Origin of the sequence: Priestia sp. YIM B13552, assembly GCF_042787775.1 — a bacterium.
GTDB lineage: Bacteria > Bacillota > Bacilli > Bacillales > Bacillaceae_H > Priestia > Priestia megaterium_E.
In genome coordinates this window covers 22,932-39,645 of sequence record NZ_JBHZOU010000001.1, presented here as the reverse complement: position 1 = coordinate 39,645, position 16,714 = coordinate 22,932, and the positions used below count along the sequence as shown (strand labels likewise).

16 protein-coding genes are annotated in these 16,714 nt (G+C 34.7%); 11 read left to right on the top strand and 5 right to left on the bottom strand.

Annotated features, from left to right (window positions below):
• The first annotated feature begins 341 nt into the window (after positions 1-341).
• The 6 genes from ACFX40_RS00200 (at position 342) to ACFX40_RS00175 (ending at position 5,072) form a co-directional block, all read left to right on the top strand.
• Positions 342-1,037 carry a Na-translocating system protein MpsC family protein gene (locus tag ACFX40_RS00200; protein WP_014460656.1) on the top strand — a complete coding sequence of 232 codons (696 nt, stop codon included), beginning with the start codon at positions 342-344 and terminating at the stop codon, positions 1,035-1,037.
• Between the two features lie 177 nt (positions 1,038-1,214).
• Positions 1,215-1,430 (top strand): hypothetical protein, encoded by a 216-nt coding sequence (locus ACFX40_RS00195; protein WP_060745041.1) that lies wholly within the window; start codon positions 1,215-1,217, stop codon positions 1,428-1,430.
• Between the two features lie 139 nt (positions 1,431-1,569).
• Complete coding sequence (locus tag ACFX40_RS00190) at positions 1,570-2,259, top strand: Na-translocating system protein MpsC family protein (RefSeq protein WP_028410055.1); 690 nt, start codon at positions 1,570-1,572, stop codon at positions 2,257-2,259.
• Between the two features lie 117 nt (positions 2,260-2,376).
• A complete protein-coding gene (locus tag ACFX40_RS00185) occupies positions 2,377-2,805 on the top strand; it encodes an anti-sigma regulatory factor (RefSeq protein WP_028410056.1) in 429 nt (142 codons plus the stop codon).
• 549 nt (positions 2,806-3,354) lie between these two features.
• Entirely contained in the window at positions 3,355-4,617 is a 1,263-nt protein-coding gene (locus tag ACFX40_RS00180) for a glycoside hydrolase family 18 protein (protein WP_323600000.1), read from the top strand.
• A 119-nt stretch (positions 4,618-4,736) separates the two neighbouring features.
• Positions 4,737-5,072: a L,D-transpeptidase gene (locus ACFX40_RS00175; protein ID WP_013056432.1), complete on the top strand. Its 336-nt coding sequence runs from the start codon at positions 4,737-4,739 to the stop codon at positions 5,070-5,072.
• A 147-nt stretch (positions 5,073-5,219) separates the two neighbouring features.
• Here ACFX40_RS00175 and ACFX40_RS00170 read toward each other — a convergent pair whose 3' ends face one another.
• From ACFX40_RS00170 to lgt, 3 genes are all read right to left on the bottom strand, one after another.
• Positions 5,220-6,179: an aldolase catalytic domain-containing protein gene (locus tag ACFX40_RS00170; RefSeq protein WP_377253812.1), complete on the bottom strand. Its 960-nt coding sequence runs from the start codon at positions 6,177-6,179 to the stop codon at positions 5,220-5,222.
• A gap of 467 nt (positions 6,180-6,646) precedes the next feature.
• Positions 6,647-7,693 carry a YeiH family protein gene (locus ACFX40_RS00165; protein ID WP_377253810.1) on the bottom strand — a complete coding sequence of 349 codons (1,047 nt, stop codon included), beginning with the start codon at positions 7,691-7,693 and terminating at the stop codon, positions 6,647-6,649.
• 279 nt (positions 7,694-7,972) lie between these two features.
• Positions 7,973-8,788 (bottom strand): prolipoprotein diacylglyceryl transferase, encoded by an 816-nt coding sequence (lgt, locus tag ACFX40_RS00160; RefSeq protein ID WP_377253808.1) that lies wholly within the window; start codon positions 8,786-8,788, stop codon positions 7,973-7,975.
• Between the two features lie 260 nt (positions 8,789-9,048).
• Here lgt and ACFX40_RS00155 point away from each other — a divergent pair, with 260 nt between their 5' ends.
• The 4 genes from ACFX40_RS00155 to ACFX40_RS00140 all read left to right on the top strand — a co-directional run bounded on the left by ACFX40_RS00155 (position 9,049) and on the right by ACFX40_RS00140 (position 12,770).
• Positions 9,049-9,618 (top strand): MarR family winged helix-turn-helix transcriptional regulator, encoded by a 570-nt coding sequence (locus ACFX40_RS00155; protein ID WP_098333446.1) that lies wholly within the window; start codon positions 9,049-9,051, stop codon positions 9,616-9,618.
• 87 nt (positions 9,619-9,705) lie between these two features.
• Positions 9,706-10,734: a serine hydrolase domain-containing protein gene (locus tag ACFX40_RS00150; protein WP_377253806.1), complete on the top strand. Its 1,029-nt coding sequence runs from the start codon at positions 9,706-9,708 to the stop codon at positions 10,732-10,734.
• Between the two features lie 229 nt (positions 10,735-10,963).
• Positions 10,964-11,782 carry a mechanosensitive ion channel family protein gene (locus ACFX40_RS00145; RefSeq protein ID WP_330533379.1) on the top strand — a complete coding sequence of 273 codons (819 nt, stop codon included), beginning with the start codon at positions 10,964-10,966 and terminating at the stop codon, positions 11,780-11,782.
• A gap of 226 nt (positions 11,783-12,008) precedes the next feature.
• Positions 12,009-12,770 (top strand): class I SAM-dependent methyltransferase, encoded by a 762-nt coding sequence (locus tag ACFX40_RS00140; RefSeq protein WP_377253804.1) that lies wholly within the window; start codon positions 12,009-12,011, stop codon positions 12,768-12,770.
• A 562-nt stretch (positions 12,771-13,332) separates the two neighbouring features.
• Here the strand turns inward: ACFX40_RS00140 and speG are convergent.
• Complete coding sequence (gene speG / locus ACFX40_RS00135; RefSeq protein ID WP_098433995.1) at positions 13,333-13,857, bottom strand: spermidine N1-acetyltransferase; 525 nt, start codon at positions 13,855-13,857, stop codon at positions 13,333-13,335.
• A gap of 175 nt (positions 13,858-14,032) precedes the next feature.
• On the opposite strand from speG, the gene ACFX40_RS00130 reads away from it, so the two are divergent.
• A complete protein-coding gene (locus tag ACFX40_RS00130) occupies positions 14,033-15,355 on the top strand; it encodes a DUF1565 domain-containing protein (RefSeq protein ID WP_098525876.1) in 1,323 nt (440 codons plus the stop codon).
• Positions 15,356-15,657: 302 nt separating this feature from the next.
• On the opposite strand, the gene recA is transcribed toward ACFX40_RS00130, so the two are convergent.
• Complete coding sequence (gene recA, locus ACFX40_RS00125; protein WP_060745061.1) at positions 15,658-16,701, bottom strand: recombinase RecA; 1,044 nt, start codon at positions 16,699-16,701, stop codon at positions 15,658-15,660.
• Positions 16,702-16,714: the final 13 nt, after the last annotated feature.

The following is a 16,714-nucleotide window of genomic DNA, read 5'->3' as shown; positions in this document are numbered from 1 at the left end:
TAATAAATTGGTTCTATTTATATATATTCAATTATTCTGTGGAACCCTGGATAAAATCCCCTCCTTTAAATTTTATATAAGGTAAAGAATTCTCCTAGCTTTTATTATTGGAGCGTTTGTAATGAACTCAATAGGTATTACTATGATAAATAAAAAAAGCAGCCAAATACGTGAGTGTCTTTTTCACAAGGAAGAGGTTTTGAACGTTTATAATTAGGTTAAACATATTGTAACAATTATTTTTTATTTATTCTGCATATTTAAATTATTCGTTCGTAATGGTACAATAAAATGATGGAAAGAGGATATGATGCTTCTTTCTTAATAAAGGATGAAGAAATATGGATATTAAGGCTCAGCAAACAAAGCTGGCGAATAATTTGGGCAAATTGTTACGAGATAACTTTGGAAAAGGTCCCGAGGCTGTTCATGTTACGATATATGAACCTTATGTTGTTATTTATGTCAGTGGCTTCGTATCACCTATGGAACAAGTACTGTTAAACCAAAATGAAGAACTTCAAGTGATGACTACAAGAGAGCTTTTGGTAAAGACTCTTGAACCTCAAATCACTGGGCAAATTAAAGGGATTACAGACCTTGACATTCAGCACTTATATTATGATTGGAATTTAGATCATCACTCCGGAATTTTTGTGGGAGTGTGTCTGGACGATTTGAAAGCCGATTTGACTGAGGGCGACCCTTACCCAGGAAAACAAGCAATTCATGATCGAATTATAAAGATGAGTGAGATTGCACAAAAAGGACCTGAAAAAATTTCTTCATATAAATTAAGCGATCGTACATTGGTCATCGTACGGGAGGGAATACTGGTGGCTATTGAAAAGCAGCTAATTTCGTTGGGTTTTGATGACACCTTACGCATCTCTAAACGTCCTTTGGAAAAAGGAATCTTACGGCAAAACGATGACTATGATGAGATATTAAATGCAGACATTCTTGATATTTTTGTAGATTGGGATTTTGAAAAGGATAATAGTATTATTACGCTTATCCTAAAACCAAAAAATTAATGAGGCAGTAATGAATTGGACACACTGTGCCAAACATAAGCCGAGGAAGCAAAGGACATACCTTTTCTTTTTCGGCTTATTTTTGTTGTCTAAAAAGAGTAAGTCCTTTTGTAACGGAATAATTCCCTAAAACAGCACCTAAAAATAGGATGTGCCAACAGAAAGGATTTGGTCGGGATGGCTGATAATCATGAGATTGTATTGTTTATAAAAGAGCTTCGTCGATTGTTGCAGGATTATCAAAAGTATGACAATGAATTATACAAAGAAGAAATTAGCAAGGATATAATCCTTTTAAGTACCATTATCTATGGAAGTAAAATTGGAATTTCAAATAAAAGAAGAATCTTGAAACACAGAAAATACAAAGGTAAACAGAAACCAATCTATTAAAGATATACTAGTATGCCTCGTTTACACTTTGTGAAAAGTTAATTCTTATTACCAAAAATGATCTTATGATGAAGAAGGATTTTTCATAAAACATCACGAATAGTATACCTTATGAAACTAGAAACTAGGTGCACCATCTATGGATAAAACGAAACTGGAAAAAGAATTAAGTAGCTATATGGGAAGGTTACTTCGTGAAAACTTTGGAAGAGGTCCTGGAGGTGTATTCACCGTCATTTCTCCTCCTTTTATAACCGTTTATTTTAAAGCCTTTTTATTACCTTTAGAAAAGGCTTTGTTAGACAAGGGACAAGTTATTTATGTTCAAAAAACACGTGATTTGTTAATGGAGACTTTAATTGAAGAGATAAAAGGATATATACAATTAAATATACATTTAGATATTGAAGAGTTTTATTATGATTGGAATTTAGAGCTGCAGTCTGGTACGTTTATTATGATCCATTCTGATAAAGAAAACATAGCTAATCATTCCTATAAAAATCAGAAATTGCTGCATAAAGAAGTTGAGGAAGTAACTCAAAAAGCAGAAAAATTCCCTCACGATGTTTCTTCTTATTTATTAGATCAGCGAACACTTCTTATAATCAGGGAAGGTATTATGGTAAGTATAGAGAAAGAATTAGTTCAATTAGGATTTGAAGAAAACCTTACATTGGCTAAAAGAAATCTCGAAAAAAGACTACTTCATGAACATAGTCAATCATTAGAAGTAATTTTAGATTCAAAGGTAACAGATATACTAGTCGCATGGGACTTTCATAAAGATAAAAGTACAATTCTTCTGATCTTAAACCCAACTTCATAACGGCACTGATAAGCTAGGCACTGAACTAGATGTAGGCCAAAAAGAAAGGTTATCTAACCTTTCTTTTTGGCCTATTGTTATTTTACTACTATTAAAATAAAGAAAGTGGTGATACTTATGTTATTTCAATCGGATGAAGGAAAGGAACCTTTAACTGTTGAGATACACACTGAAGTGGATATAGTAGAAGCACGTCAGAAAGGGCGAATGTTTTCTAACTGCTTAGGCTTCAGCACACTTGATCAAGCCCGAATTATTACGACTATTTCAGAATTATCCAGAAATATATATAAATATGCCACTACTGGAAAAATTACAATGGAAATAATAGAGAAACAACCTGAAATAGGACTCAAAATAATAGCTATAGATAAAGGGCCAGGCATTAAAAATATTCAAAAAGCGCTGGAAAGTGGCTATACAACGTCAGGAGGATTAGGCGTTGGTTTATCAGGGGTGAAAAAATTAATGGACGAATTCACCATATCATCTCAAGAAGACCATGGCGTTAACATCCAGGTTATAAAATGGAAAAAAAAGAAATAAATAAAACACACGTTTATCTAGATTATGTAGGAAGATGTATGGACTTATTAGCAGCTAAAAGAAGAAATATCTAGATAAAGAAGCCGAAGGAAGACTGCATTCCCTCTTCACGAAAGAACCCTCCACTAAATAACAGGTATCTCCTGAAGAATATAATCCCCTTGGTTTACTTTGGCCTATGGTCTAAAAAACTGAGATTAAACTAGTAACTTTATTCTCAGTTTTACGCTTTATCCTACAAACTCCCTTGGTTTTTATATAAGGTATGTATTACAGTCGCTGATTACAGACAGTTGAATGTAATAATTCAGTAAAAAACTAATTATTTATAGGCATTCTCATCACCATAATTTCTGAAACAGTTCTCTATTCGTAGTTCATCAAAAGCTTTAGGAGAGCAATAGAGGAGATGGAGTATGTACTGATACTTACCATCACTTAACTCAGTTATATAAACAAACAATACTCATATACATTTATTGAATGGCTTTTTTAAACTTGTCACGAAATAAAACATAATTCGATAAAGAGTACATAGGAGGAGAAAACATGTTTGTTCATATAGTTCAACCTGGTGATACCCTGTCTTCAATAAGCAGTAGATATGATTATCCCATTGCGCAGCTTAGGAAGGTAAATGGGTTAGAAGAAACAACTATTGTTCCAGGTCAAGCCTTACTTATAGCTTCTTATGTATACACAGTTCAACCTGGTGATACGATGAGGAGAATTGCTAAGAAGGCTTATGTGTCTTTAGAACAATTAAAAAGGGCCAATCCTTCAGTCCATTATGATTATTTGCAGGTGGGAATGAAAATGAAAATTCCTAATATATCCGACTATATTGCAGGTACACTGGAGTATTATGCCGTTCGAAATCCAGAATTAGATCGCGATTTAATTACTGATTTTGCAACTTATTCCTCGTCCATTTCTATCTTTGAATATCATTTTGGCAGCAATGGAGATATTATGAATGATTTAAACGATTTAGTAGCGATTGAAACGACTTGGAAAAACCGAGTTACACCGTTAGTTACGATTACTAATTTAACTTCTGAAGGATTTAGTTCTGATCTTGCCCATCAAGTTTTAAATAATCCTCAGGCAAGAAACAATCTTGTTAATAATATTTTTTATTTAGTATCTAGAAAAGGCTACGGGGGGGTGAATATTGATTTTGAACGTGTAAAGGCCGAGGATAGAGATCTTTTTACAGGATTTTTACGTCAGCTTGGTGAACGTTTAAAACCTGCAGGGTACGTGTTGACCATAGCGGTTCCAGCGAAGACAAGCGAAGATATTCCTTGGTTAAAAGGGTATGATTACGGGGGAATAGGTGCCGTTGTTAACTATATGTTCATTATGGCATATGATTGGCATCATGCAGGCAGCGAACCAGGGCCTGTTGCACCTATTACTGAAGTAAAAAGAACAATAGAATTTGCGATAAAAAGTGTTCCTCGAAGAAAACTTATCATTGGAGTCCCTTTGTATGGATATAACTGGTCAATTCCTTACAAGCCTGACACAGTAGCATCTGCTATATCCAATCAAAATGCGATTAAAACAGCGATGAGATATCAGTCGCCCATCCAATATTCTAACGAGTATAAATCCCCATTTTTTCAGTATAGAGATCAAGCGGGGCAAATGCATGAAGTATGGTTTGAAGATGTAAGAAGCATGAGTGAAAAAATGGTGTTAGTTCGTAAATTTGGTTTGCAAGCAATAGGAGCTTGGCAATTAACACTTGGATTTACGCCAGGGCCTTGGCTTTTAAAGAAATTTTTCACTATTAGAACGGTATAAATAGCATTAGTTTTTATCGATCAATTTCGATATTTTTCAGTTAACAGTTATTCGATATACGTGGTTAACAATATAAAAATTTTATTTATAGTAACTTATAAGAGATTGGAGGGACTGCTATGGCAAAAAGGATAGATGTCTCAATAAAGCAGCATCAATTAAAACTATATGATGGAGCTAAATTAGTAAAGACATATCCTATTGCTGTAGGGAAAATGATCACTCCAACTCCAACTGGAAAATTTAAAATCATTAATAAAGATACGACCCCTCCAGCTGTATTTGGCCCCTTATGGATGGGACTGTCAAAACCTACATATGGAATACACGGAACTAATGATCCAGCTTCTATTGGCAGAGATATGTCACATGGATGTGTAAGAATGGACAATGAAGATATTCTAGAACTTTCCTCTGCAGTTCCTATTGGAACACCGGTGTATATACATAAATAATAGTTTAAGAAAAGTACGACTGTTTATATTTAGCTAACTGTCGAGGTCGAGGGTATCAAAGTTTATGGATATACGATCCAATCATGGGGTTTTTGTATAATAATAAAAAAGTACCCCCGTTAACAGAGGTACTTTTAGCATTTTAACTTATTTTGATGCTGAAGACGTAGTAACTTCTGGAGACGTTACTTTGTCATAAAAATCTACGAATTTGTCACGATCCTCGCTATCACGGTAAGCCATAGCAACACGTGGATGTTCATTCAGCACACCAGAAATCATGTAAGGAATGATATAGCCCCATTCCCACTTTTGACGCATTTCAAGCATATGCTTTTCAATTACTCCAAGAATCGGCTTCATTTCATAGCTTGGTTTTGGTATGTAGCTAACAAGCAGCTCTGTGTTACAGTTACCAGCTGCACGGCCCATACCATAAACAGATGAATCAAGGAATGTAACTCCATTACGCATCGCAGTTAATGTATTAGCAAAAGCTAGCTGCATGTTGTTATGCGTATGGATCCCAAGCTGTTTGCTAGGAATCATAGCTTGGAACTTTTTCACTTGATGCTCAATATCCGCAGGGTCTAGGCTTCCAAAGGAGTCAACAATATATACAACATCTACGGGGCTTTTCTTTACCATTTCAAATGCTTCAATAAGCTGATTTTCCGGTACGCTAGATAGTGCCATAATGTTAAGTGAAGTCTCATAGCCTAAATCGTGAAACATTTTTATAAGCTCTAAGCCTTTATCTACTTCGCGAATATAGCATGCCACTCGAATCATATCTAACATACTTTGTTCACGCGGCAGGATGTCATTTGGATCTACACGCCCAATATCTACTAAGGCAGATAGCTTCGTGAACTTTTTCTCAGGGATAATTTCTTTGAGAAAGTTATCGTCAAGAAATCTCCATGGATTGGGCTCAGTTGCTTGAAGAAGCTTAGGAGAATTTTTATAACCAATCTCCATATATTCAACGCCGGCTGCGCTTAGGCCGTTATATAAGTCTTGCACAAATTCAACGCTAAAATCCCAATTATTAATTAAACCTCCGTCGCGAATGGTACAGTCTATAATTTTGCTATTATGTTCCATGATAGTGATTTCCTCCTATGTAGTCTATTTATGTATTAACTTTATCGCTTTTATGCTTTTAAGCACTAAACTCTCCTACTGTGTTTATACCATGACTGATTCAAAGGCGTCAATGTATTTTCTACATGTGTCTCTGCTTTACTGTATTTTATGGGTAGGAGATGATTCAGCTTTTTATCCGCTTGCTGCTCTTAAAACAACACCAAGTTCAGCAGTACAACCCCTAGTATATACAAATACAACCTTTATTACATCACTATCTACTGCAAAAAAGGTTGTTTTTTAAGTGAAACTGTTTATTAAGGAGGGAACTGCCATTAGTATCTAAGTTATAGGTTTAGAGTGCTCTATAATTAATCCATAAATTTAGGAAGAGATTTAAAACATGAGAAATAAGAGACTTTTTCCGCATTAACAGTTGTATAGGGAGTATTAGCTGTGGCTTAATCATTCTAATTTACTTGTCTTTACATCATCCAAAATGTAAGGATTGATAAGAGTATAGAGGTAATAAACATCGCAATCAACGGCTTTAATGCTTTTGTTCGAAGAGCCTTCATGCTCACATTTAACCCTAATCCGACCATAGCCATTGTTAAAAGAAAGGTAGTTAGGGTTGAAATATTATTCATGATCGTTTTAGGTATTATAAGGTGCTTACCAACGACATAGCTCCCAAAAATACTCATGATTATAAAACCTATTAAAAACCAAGGGAATTCAATCTTCGTATCCTTTTCAATTTTTCCTGTTCGCTTCATCCAGTACATTAAGATAAAGCTTAATGGTACAAGTAAGAGCACTCTGCCTAACTTAGCCAACAGGCCAATAGCCAGGGCATCGCGTCCAGCCGGTGCTGCAGCTAGAGCTACATGCGCAATTTCATGGAGGCCCACGCCTGACCAAATTCCATATTGAATATTCGTTAAATGTATATAAGGTCTTAAAATGGTATACCCAATTGCAAATAGGGTTCCCACTAAAGCAATAACACCAGCTCCGATAGCTGTGTCTTCTTCTTTTGCTTTTACAATCGGAGAAACAGCTGCAATAGCTGCAGCACCGCATATTCCTGTTCCTATCCCTAAAAGAAGGGATAAACCGCTATCAGCCTTCATCCATTTGGCTAGAAAAACCGTTAAAACAATCGCAAATACAGCCGTTCCCACATCCCGAAGCAACAATCCTAACCCTTGATGAATAACAACATCAATATTAAGCTTTAGGCCATATAAAATGATGGCATATCGTAACAGCTTTTTAGAAGAAAATTCAATTCCAGATCTTATTTTTTCAGGGTACCCCCAAATTTGACGATACGTGACTGCTATTATAATTGAACAGGCTAGTGGACCAATATGATTAAACCCCGGGACTTTCGCTAAGCCATAAGCAAGTAAAGCAAAAAGAAAAGTAAAAGCGACTCCTCCAGCCGATACAGAAACAGTAGGTGACGTCCGGATATTTATTCGTGAGAATAGATTTTGCTTTTGAGCTTTATTTATATTTATCATGCATTTCATCTCCAATATAGATTTTTATCAAGCAAAGTTTCACACAAGAAATATGTACTTTAACTATAAAAGACAGTTTATTATTAGTAAAATATAGATAAATCATAACTATAATTAAAAATATTAATAATAGACACAACAAAGCAGCAACTTGATTTTCAATGACTCTGAAGATCAAGCTGCTGCTTTTATTGGTTGTTATTCTTTAATACCCGCTTTTATATTTAAAGCATCGTCCATAGACTACTAATTTCACAGCCAAAATGAAAATATATATTCTTATGAGAGAGAGGCAGCCTTGCTAGCTGCTAAACCTTTTTTGCGTCTATACCATAGCAATATCAAACTGCCTAATACGCAAAGGAAAGACACTAATTGAGCTATTCTGATATGAGAAGTTAGCATTAAGCTATCTGTACGCAATCCCTCTATAAAAAATCTTCCTATCGAATACCATAGCAGGTAAGTAAGAAAGACTTCGCCTCTTTTTAACAAGGATTTTCTTAGTACGATTAGGACAAGAACACCTATTATGTTCCAAAGTGATTCATAGAGAAACGTAGGATGATAGTAGGTTCCATCGATATACATTTGGTTAATAATAAAATCAGGTAAATGTAAAGTTTCTAAAAACTGACGTGTAACAGGTCCGCCATGTGCTTCTTGATTCATAAAGTTTCCCCACCGGCCAATAGCTTGTCCTAATAATAAGCTAGGAGCTAAAACATCAGCCATTTTCCAAAAAGAAAGATTCTTTTTTCTGCAAAACCATATAGCTGTTAATACAGATCCAATAATTCCACCGTGAATGGCTATGCCTCCATGCCAAATTGCGATAATTTCACTCGGATGTTCTTTATAATAACTCCATTCAAAAAGCACGTAATAAATTCGAGCTGTAATGATAGCAATCGGTAGTGCTAGCAGAAGTAAATCAGAGATGGTTTCTGAAGAGATCCCTCGTTTCTTTCCTTCTTTCGAGGCTAACAAGAAGCCTAAGAAAGCTCCTATCCCTATAATGATTCCATACCAATGGACTTCAAGTGGACCAAGGTGGAAAGCGATAGGGTTTAAAGGTTGTGTGTGCTGGTTCATGATTTTTCTCCTTTACTTCATATCGGTTGTCTTGCATTTTTTAAGAGTAGTATTAAATTAGAGTGCCTTTTTAGTATATCTAATTAGATAAAAAAAGGACAATTTTTGCTTACGAACGATCAATATTTCTTTGTCTACTTTAGTGTAACAGAATAGTCTCCTTAGAATAGTCAAAATTAAAATAGACAGTACATTGACTTAATTACCAAAATATACTATTCTTATTTTAGACAATATACTGTCTAAAATGGAGGGTGAATATGGATATTTATAAAGAGCTTTTTCTAATGCAGCAAACTTACGCTACTTTATTTTCTCTGGCAAATAAAATCCAAGTAAAGGGTGATAAATCTCTTGAACTTTTAACATCAAGACAGCATATGGCGATGGTGGCAATTGCTCATTTACCTAAAGATGAAACAACATTGAATAATATTGCTAGAAAATTAGGAACTACAAAACAAAGCGTCAAACAGTTAATTACCATTATGGAAAAGAAAGGTTATGTGGACGTAATTCCTAGCAGTAAAGACAAGCGTGCAGTTAACGTAAAAATTACAAAAGCGGGAAAAGAGGCACTGCTTGTTGTTTCTGAAAAAGGAATCTTCTTTTTAGAAGAACTTTTTAACAAGTTCTCAACTGAAGAGTTAGAAATAATGTGGAAACTTTTAAAGAAACTTTATAGCTTTGATGGTGAAGAACACGATGGATTTGAAGAAGAAGGCAACATCAAAATGGATGAAGATCACACTGAATTACAGTTGAGAGTAATAAGAGAGTTTGAAAGTCGAAGAGTTCAAGCAATTGATAATATGAGAAAGAATATATAAAAAAACTCGAGAGGCTAATCTAATTTAAAGCATATCGATTAATCCTTTTAAAATTTTAAAAATAAAGGATAAGGGAGAGCAATCATTATGTTTGAAATCAGCGATGAAACATTACGATTAATTAATAAAACCTGTAAAGAAAAAAAGCACTTGAAACTAACCGTTGGCTACTTAACGGACAATCAGTCTATTATAAAAGTCTATAATGAAAGCGGTGAAATTGACTCGTCAAAAAAATATCATTATGAAATTGGTTCTATTACGAAAACTTTTACTGTATCGCTGTTATCAAAATACATATTTGAAAACAAGGTGTCGTTAAACGACTCTATACAAAAATACATAAAAGAACTTAAAGAAGACATGTATTATCCTACATTGCTCCGCCTCGCTACTCACTCTTCTGGATATTCAGGAAGCTTACCTTTAAATAAAAGGGAATATTTTAAAATAATTTTAGGTTTGATTTTTGGCGGAAGTGATTTGAACAAAAATAATCCGTTGCATATGGATTTTAACAAAATGAAGATGCTAATCGAAAGAACTAAATTGAAAGAAGTAGATTATTCATGGAAATATTCCAATTTCGGCATCTCACTTATTGGGTATGCGTTGGGAATGGTATCGGGAAAGGGATATTGGGACACTATGAATGACTTTCTCCATGATGAGCTTGGACTAAAGGATACTTGTTTAGGAAGCTCAAATAATAATTTACAGGGTTATGACCGCAAAAATAATGATTGCGGTAACTGGCATTGGGACAAGGGAAATTTTATATCACCTTCAGGGGCGGTATCCTCAACCGCTGACGATTTACTTAAATACGCAAAAATAAATATGTACGAAGATAAACCATATCTGTCTTTATGTCATAAAAAACACGGCAATGGAACAAAGAAGTTTGATATGGGTCTTGGATGGCTGCTTTTAAAGAAAAACAATAATGTAGTGTTGCACGGCGGTGGAACAGGATGCTTCAGCTCCTTTTTAGGGATTGATAAAGAAAAGAAAGTTGCGTCCGTCGTTTTAGCTAATTATAGACTAGGCAGAAATGATGACGAGAATATAGGAATAGCTTTATTGGAAAGTCTACGGAAGTCAAAAGATATATAAGAATAGTCTGCAAAAAAACGAAGAAAATTAGTCTATTACAGTTCACCTTACCCCTTTAATTTCAATTAATTGAGAGATTATCATCCATATACCGACCCTCAAGAAGCGTAGATACCGCTTCTTTTTTTGATAAAACCGTGCTATTATCATTAAGGTTTGTGAAGAACAGAAGATTTTTGTCTTTGCATACATTCTTTTGGTATAGTGTTAGAAATAAGGAGTGGGTAAGTTGGTTTTTACTGAATTTTTCCAGCAGTTTCCCGTAAAGGTTTTAACGGTAGCACTGCTGATTATACTTATCGTTTATTTTATTCGTAAATTTATTAAGCTTTTCTTTGACAAAACGAGCTTTTTAGATGAAAAACGAGAAGAGACCTTGATGCATTTTTCTAATCAGGTGACAAGAGTAGTAGGCCTGGCTTTTTTCTTTATTTATGTGCTTAGCCATTTCTTTGACTTCGGAAAGATTCTCACTAGTTCAGTAGTGTTGGCCAGTGCCCTGGCAATAATTCTCCAGCATATCATTCGTGATTATATAATGGGACTGACTTACTTATTTGAACGTCAGATCCATCACGGAGATTATGTTATTCTAAACGGAAGCCGCCAAGGGAAAATAGAGGAAATTACGATGCGCTACTTAAAGATTCGTCAGTATGACGGCTACCTCTATACCGTCTCATATAGCAACATTACGGAACTTCAGAACGGAACCCGAGGAAGGCGCCGGGTAAATGAAAGTCTTATTCTCAACTATAGACAAAACCCTGACGATGCCTTCAAAGTAATGGAGCAAGTAGCACAAACATGTAACGAGAAATATGGTCAATATTTGTTGAAAGATGTGAATGGAATTCCTATAGAGAGCTTTCAATTCAATCAAATTACTGAACTGAACGTAGATTTTAAAGGTCACCAATATTCATTATCAGGCCTTGTAAAAGAAGCTGATTTTGTAGAAGCGGGCCAAAAGGTGAGATATGAACTCGCAATGGCTGCCTACAAAAATGACCTTATGATGGCTGAAAGCTTCGAGACAAGCCATTAAAAATAAAACTCGTCCCCTATTTATATACAAGATTTTATATTTAAGAAAAAAACACCCTTTTAATTTTTTAAAAGGGTGTTTTTTATTTTAAAAAATATCTATTAAGTACTTCTCCAATACAGATTAATTATCCGAAACCGAAAAAATTATTTAGTACATCTAAATTATTCTTCTAACAACATGGTAAAATTAAACAAAACACTCAAAAGGTAAAGGGGGATTAACTATGTCGCAAAAATCTAATTATACAAAAATCAACTCAAAAATGTGGGATGAATGGGCTTCATCTGGAGGAGAATGGTCATTAGCTATTAACCATCAAGATTTTGTAGATGCAACTCAAGGTAATTTTGATATTTACTTAACACCTTGTAAGCCTGTTCCACATCACTGGTTTATTCCATTTGAAAAAGCAAAAATATTGGGACTTGCTAGCGGAGGAGGACAGCAGTGCCCGGTCTTTGCAGCGCAGCATGCAGAAGTTACAGTGTTTGACTACTCTGATAAACAATTAGAATTAGAAAAAATGGTGTCCGCTAGAGAAGGTTATTCTATTGATTTAATTAAAGGCGATATGAGTAAGACATTTCCCTTTGAAGATGAGACGTTCGATATGATTTTTAATCCGGTATCAAACTGCTATATTCAAGATGTTGAACACGTTTGGCAAGAATGTTTTAGAGTTCTTAAAAAAGGTGGCGTTCTGCTATCTGGCTTTGCAAACCCTACTCTCTATTTATTTGGCGAAGATGAGAAAGAATTACAAGTGGTTCATAAATTACCTTATGACGGAACTAAAAGTACGATAGAAAATGATGAAGAACTTATAAAGAACGGCGGTGTACAGTTTAGTCATTCTTTAGAAACTCAAATTGGAGGACAGCTAAAAGCTGGATTCACTCTACAAGCTCTTTATGAAGATCATCACCATAAGGGGGAAATCACCAAATATATGCCTTGTTATATTGCAACTAAATCCATTAAATAATAGTTCGTTATCATGTTGAATGAGCTATCTCAACTTTTTCAATCGACTAAATTAGAAAATACATTTCAATCAAGTCAACTTAGATCTCAACTTTAGAATCCATCAAGATAAGAGGGAAGAGGTTGCAACTAAAATAGAAAATGGTGTTATTAAACCTAATATATCTGATAGTCCATCACTTATTCAATTACCTAAAGAGTATACTCAAGTGTTTAAAGGCGGGAGGCGACATCGCAGTCGAAACAAAAGGAAAGGCTAAATTAATTCTTTTCTTTACATATCGTGGGATGCTAGACAACTTTTCGGGATTTGTATATAACCTAAACGATAATAAGCCTTCAAAAAGCGATTTTAACGGGGACTTTAAACAAATAAAAAAGCGCATAAAAACAGGTATTTTATGTATCTTCTTATTAGTTAAAAATAGGGGCTTTAAATTATAATTCAAAGTCCTTATTTTTTAAGGCTGCCGACAGCTCTAATTATGATAACTAAGATTGTATGTCTTATCTACTATTAAAAAGCACCCACTATTTTGATGGCAGGTGCTTCTTGTTACTTATTACTTTTTATTTTTTGTTTGTAAATATTCTTTTTGAAACATACACATTCTTATAGCATTATGATAGCTTCCATCAACAAAAAATTCATCTTTTAACTCACCTTCAATAGAGAAACCAACCTTCTTATAGATATGAATTGCTTTTTCATTTTCCTTGTCTACAATTAAGTAAAGTTTATGCATATTCAATACCGAAAAGGCATAATTCATTGCTAGGTTTGTGGCAACCATGGCGTAGCCATGACCTTGATACGCAGGGTCGATGATAATTTGAAACTCTGCTCTACGATGAATATAATCAATTTCGACTAATTCCACTAACCCAAGCATATCCCCCTCCTTTTCAAGGATGAAACGACGCTCACCTTGATCGTGAATATGTTTATCATATAAGTCCTGTAGCTCTACAAAAGCTTCATAAGGCTCTTCAAACCAATAAGACATAATGTTTGCATCATTATTGAGTTCATGGACAAATTTTAAATCTTCTCTTTCCAAAGGACGTAACTTAAGTTCCTTATTCATTTCTCAAACCTCCACATTCTAGCATTACTTTAGCACTTTCCGTTTTAAATGTAAAAATTGCTGTAGTTTTAAAAAATAATAAGATATAGTGCGATTATTTACATCCTTATGAAAAGAACCATAGTATAATTTAAAAATCTCGCAAGTGAAATTCATTAACTTTAAGGAGGATCTTATGAAAAAAGCAGTTGGTATTCTTCTTATTTTACTATGCTGTATAAACCAAAGGGTTGAGGCAGCTAATCAACCTTCAGCAGCTCCTATAATACATCATGAAATTTATGTTTCTCCTACAGGGGATGACAAAAACCTGGGTACTAAAAGCAAACCTTTTAGAACATTAAGAAAGGCAAGTGAAGTAGCTCAGCCCGGAACTACCGTTTACATCAGAGGCGGTATCTACTATGAACAATTAATTATTAGCCGTTCAGGTACTAGACAAAAGCCTATTATCTTCAGGAACTATAAAAGTGAAAAGCCTCTTATTAGTGGAGAAAAAATAAAAAGTCGTTCTACAGATGGGGGGCTAGTTAGCATAAAAAATAAGAGCTACATAACAATTCAAGGTTTGAATATAGGTCATTCGTCTACTTCTAAGGAACAAAATACACCATGTGGTATTTTAGTAGAAGGAAGTGGAAAGAACCTTCGAATTATTAATAATCATATTTTCGATATTAAGACTGCACATAAAAATGGAAACGCTCATGGAATAGCTTTTTATGGATCCAAAGCGCCGCGTTCGTTAGAAAACATTGAAATATCGCGAAACCTACTTGAAAACCTGACCTTAGGTTTTAGTGAAGCACTAACTCTAAATGGAAATGTTAAAGATTTTATCGTCAATGCCAATACAATTCGAAACGTTGATAATATTGGGATTGACGTAATTGGCTTTGAAAAAGTAGCTCCTATTGAGAAATATGACCGAGCTCGTGAAGGACTCATTAGTGAAAACCATATTTACAACGTCAGCAGTTATTCAAATCCTGCTTACAAACATGAATACTCCGCTGGGGGAATCTACGTAGACGGAGGAAAAGATGTTATTATTGAGCATAACGTTTCAAGTCATAACGATCTAGGAATAGAAATCGCAAGTGAACACTATGGTAAACAAACTAGCAATGTTCAAGTTATACGGAATATGATTTATAAGAATCGTTTTACAGGAATTTCAATTGGAGGCTATGATAAAAAACGTGGAGGGACGATAAATACTCTTATTGAACATAATATTTTATATGGAAATGATACGATGAACATGGGTGGTGGCCAATTACTGATGCAATATCATGCAACTCATAACGCTATTAACAATAATGTTATGGTTTCAGTAAAATCTAATTTGCTTCTGGCCAATCTTCATTACTCAAATAAATATAATCAACTTAATCATAATGTGTACCTAAATAAAAGTAGAGATAAAGCGAATCGATGGATATGGAAGGGGAAAGAAATAGAAAGTTCTACTATCGTATCACCTAGGCTTTTTTAATGAAAATTTCTTTTTGGAAGATATTCTTTATTTAGTTGCTCGCTGGGATTCTATTTAAGGCCGAAAAATTATTCACTTCACTATCTGCTGGTTATACTTTTTATTTCATTGAAACAAAGAGAAAGGTGCGTTCATTGTAAATATACAAATGGATTGCAAGAAGATTCATGCTGGTTCTCTATATGAGTAGTGTTTATTTAGGTGCAAATCAATAGCCTTGACATAAAAACACCCCCATCATTAGAGTTTTTTTATCTAATAATGGGGTGCAGTTCAAGCCGTGGGAAAGGTGTTTTATGCCTTTATTGATTTTCGTTTTCGTTTTCGCTATCGTTATCTATAACATTATCGTTATTAATATTATCACCATATTTGAAATCAATAATTCTTTTTCTGATTTCTTCTCTAATTTCAGGGTTTTCTTTTAAGAAAATCTTAGCGTTTTCTCGTCCCTGTCCTAAACGCTCCTCATTATATGAAAACCAAGATCCAGACTTTTGAACAATATCTACTTCAGAACCGATATCCAAGATTTCTCCTTCTCTTGATATACCTTCTCCATACATAATATCTACTTCAGCAATGCGGAAAGGAGGCGCCATTTTATTTTTGACTACTTTAATTCTTGTTTTGTTACCAACTATGTCATTTCCTAGTTTAAGTTGTTCAGCACGGCGAACCTCAAGACGAACGGAAGAATAGAATTTTAGTGCTCTTCCACCTGGCGTTGTTTCCGGATTTCCAAACATAACGCCTACTTTCTCCCTGATTTGGTTGATGAAGATGGCAATGGTTTTGGACTTATTGATTGCTCCAGATAGTTTACGAAGAGCTTGAGACATCAAACGAGCTTGTAGACCTACGTGAGAATCTCCCATTTCTCCTTCAATTTCTTTTTGGGGAACTAATGCAGCTACTGAGTCAACAACAATAATATCTACAGCGCCACTTCTAACTAATGCTTCAGCAATTTCAAGTGCCTGTTCACCAGTATCTGGTTGAGATAACAGTAACTCATCAATATCTACACCTAGTTTTCTTGCATAAACTGGATCCAGTGCGTGTTCAGCATCAATAAAGGCAGCTCGGCCTCCATTTTTTTGTACTTCTGCAATTGCGTGTAAGGAAACGGTTGTTTTACCTGAACTTTCCGGCCCGTAAACTTCCATAATTCTTCCTTTGGGATAACCATTAATTCCAAGAGCTATATCTAAAGCTAATGAGCCTGAGCTAGATGCCTCAACTTTTGTATGTGTGCCTTCTCCCATTTTAATAATTGATCCTGTACCGAATTGTTTTTCAATTTGTTTTAGAGCCATATCTAGTGCTGCTTTTTTATCATTCATGATTTGAAACCTC

Coding starts and splice junctions, on each gene's coding strand:
- ACFX40_RS00200 (WP_014460656.1), top strand. CDS start 342: ATGGATATTAAGGCTCAGCAAACAAAGCTGGCGAATAATTTGGGCAAA.
- ACFX40_RS00195 (WP_060745041.1), top strand. CDS start 1,215: ATGGCTGATAATCATGAGATTGTATTGTTTATAAAAGAGCTTCGTCGA.
- ACFX40_RS00190 (WP_028410055.1), top strand. CDS start 1,570: ATGGATAAAACGAAACTGGAAAAAGAATTAAGTAGCTATATGGGAAGG.
- ACFX40_RS00185 (WP_028410056.1), top strand. CDS start 2,377: ATGTTATTTCAATCGGATGAAGGAAAGGAACCTTTAACTGTTGAGATA.
- ACFX40_RS00180 (WP_323600000.1), top strand. CDS start 3,355: ATGTTTGTTCATATAGTTCAACCTGGTGATACCCTGTCTTCAATAAGC.
- ACFX40_RS00175 (WP_013056432.1), top strand. CDS start 4,737: ATGGCAAAAAGGATAGATGTCTCAATAAAGCAGCATCAATTAAAACTA.
- ACFX40_RS00170 (WP_377253812.1), bottom strand. CDS start 6,179: ATGGAACATAATAGCAAAATTATAGACTGTACCATTCGCGACGGAGGT.
- ACFX40_RS00165 (WP_377253810.1), bottom strand. CDS start 7,693: ATGATAAATATAAATAAAGCTCAAAAGCAAAATCTATTCTCACGAATA.
- lgt (WP_377253808.1), bottom strand. CDS start 8,788: ATGAACCAGCACACACAACCTTTAAACCCTATCGCTTTCCACCTTGGT.
- ACFX40_RS00155 (WP_098333446.1), top strand. CDS start 9,049: ATGGATATTTATAAAGAGCTTTTTCTAATGCAGCAAACTTACGCTACT.
- ACFX40_RS00150 (WP_377253806.1), top strand. CDS start 9,706: ATGTTTGAAATCAGCGATGAAACATTACGATTAATTAATAAAACCTGT.
- ACFX40_RS00140 (WP_377253804.1), top strand. CDS start 12,009: ATGTCGCAAAAATCTAATTATACAAAAATCAACTCAAAAATGTGGGAT.
- speG (WP_098433995.1), bottom strand. CDS start 13,857: ATGAATAAGGAACTTAAGTTACGTCCTTTGGAAAGAGAAGATTTAAAA.
- ACFX40_RS00130 (WP_098525876.1), top strand. CDS start 14,033: ATGAAAAAAGCAGTTGGTATTCTTCTTATTTTACTATGCTGTATAAAC.
- recA (WP_060745061.1), bottom strand. CDS start 16,701: ATGAATGATAAAAAAGCAGCACTAGATATGGCTCTAAAACAAATTGAA.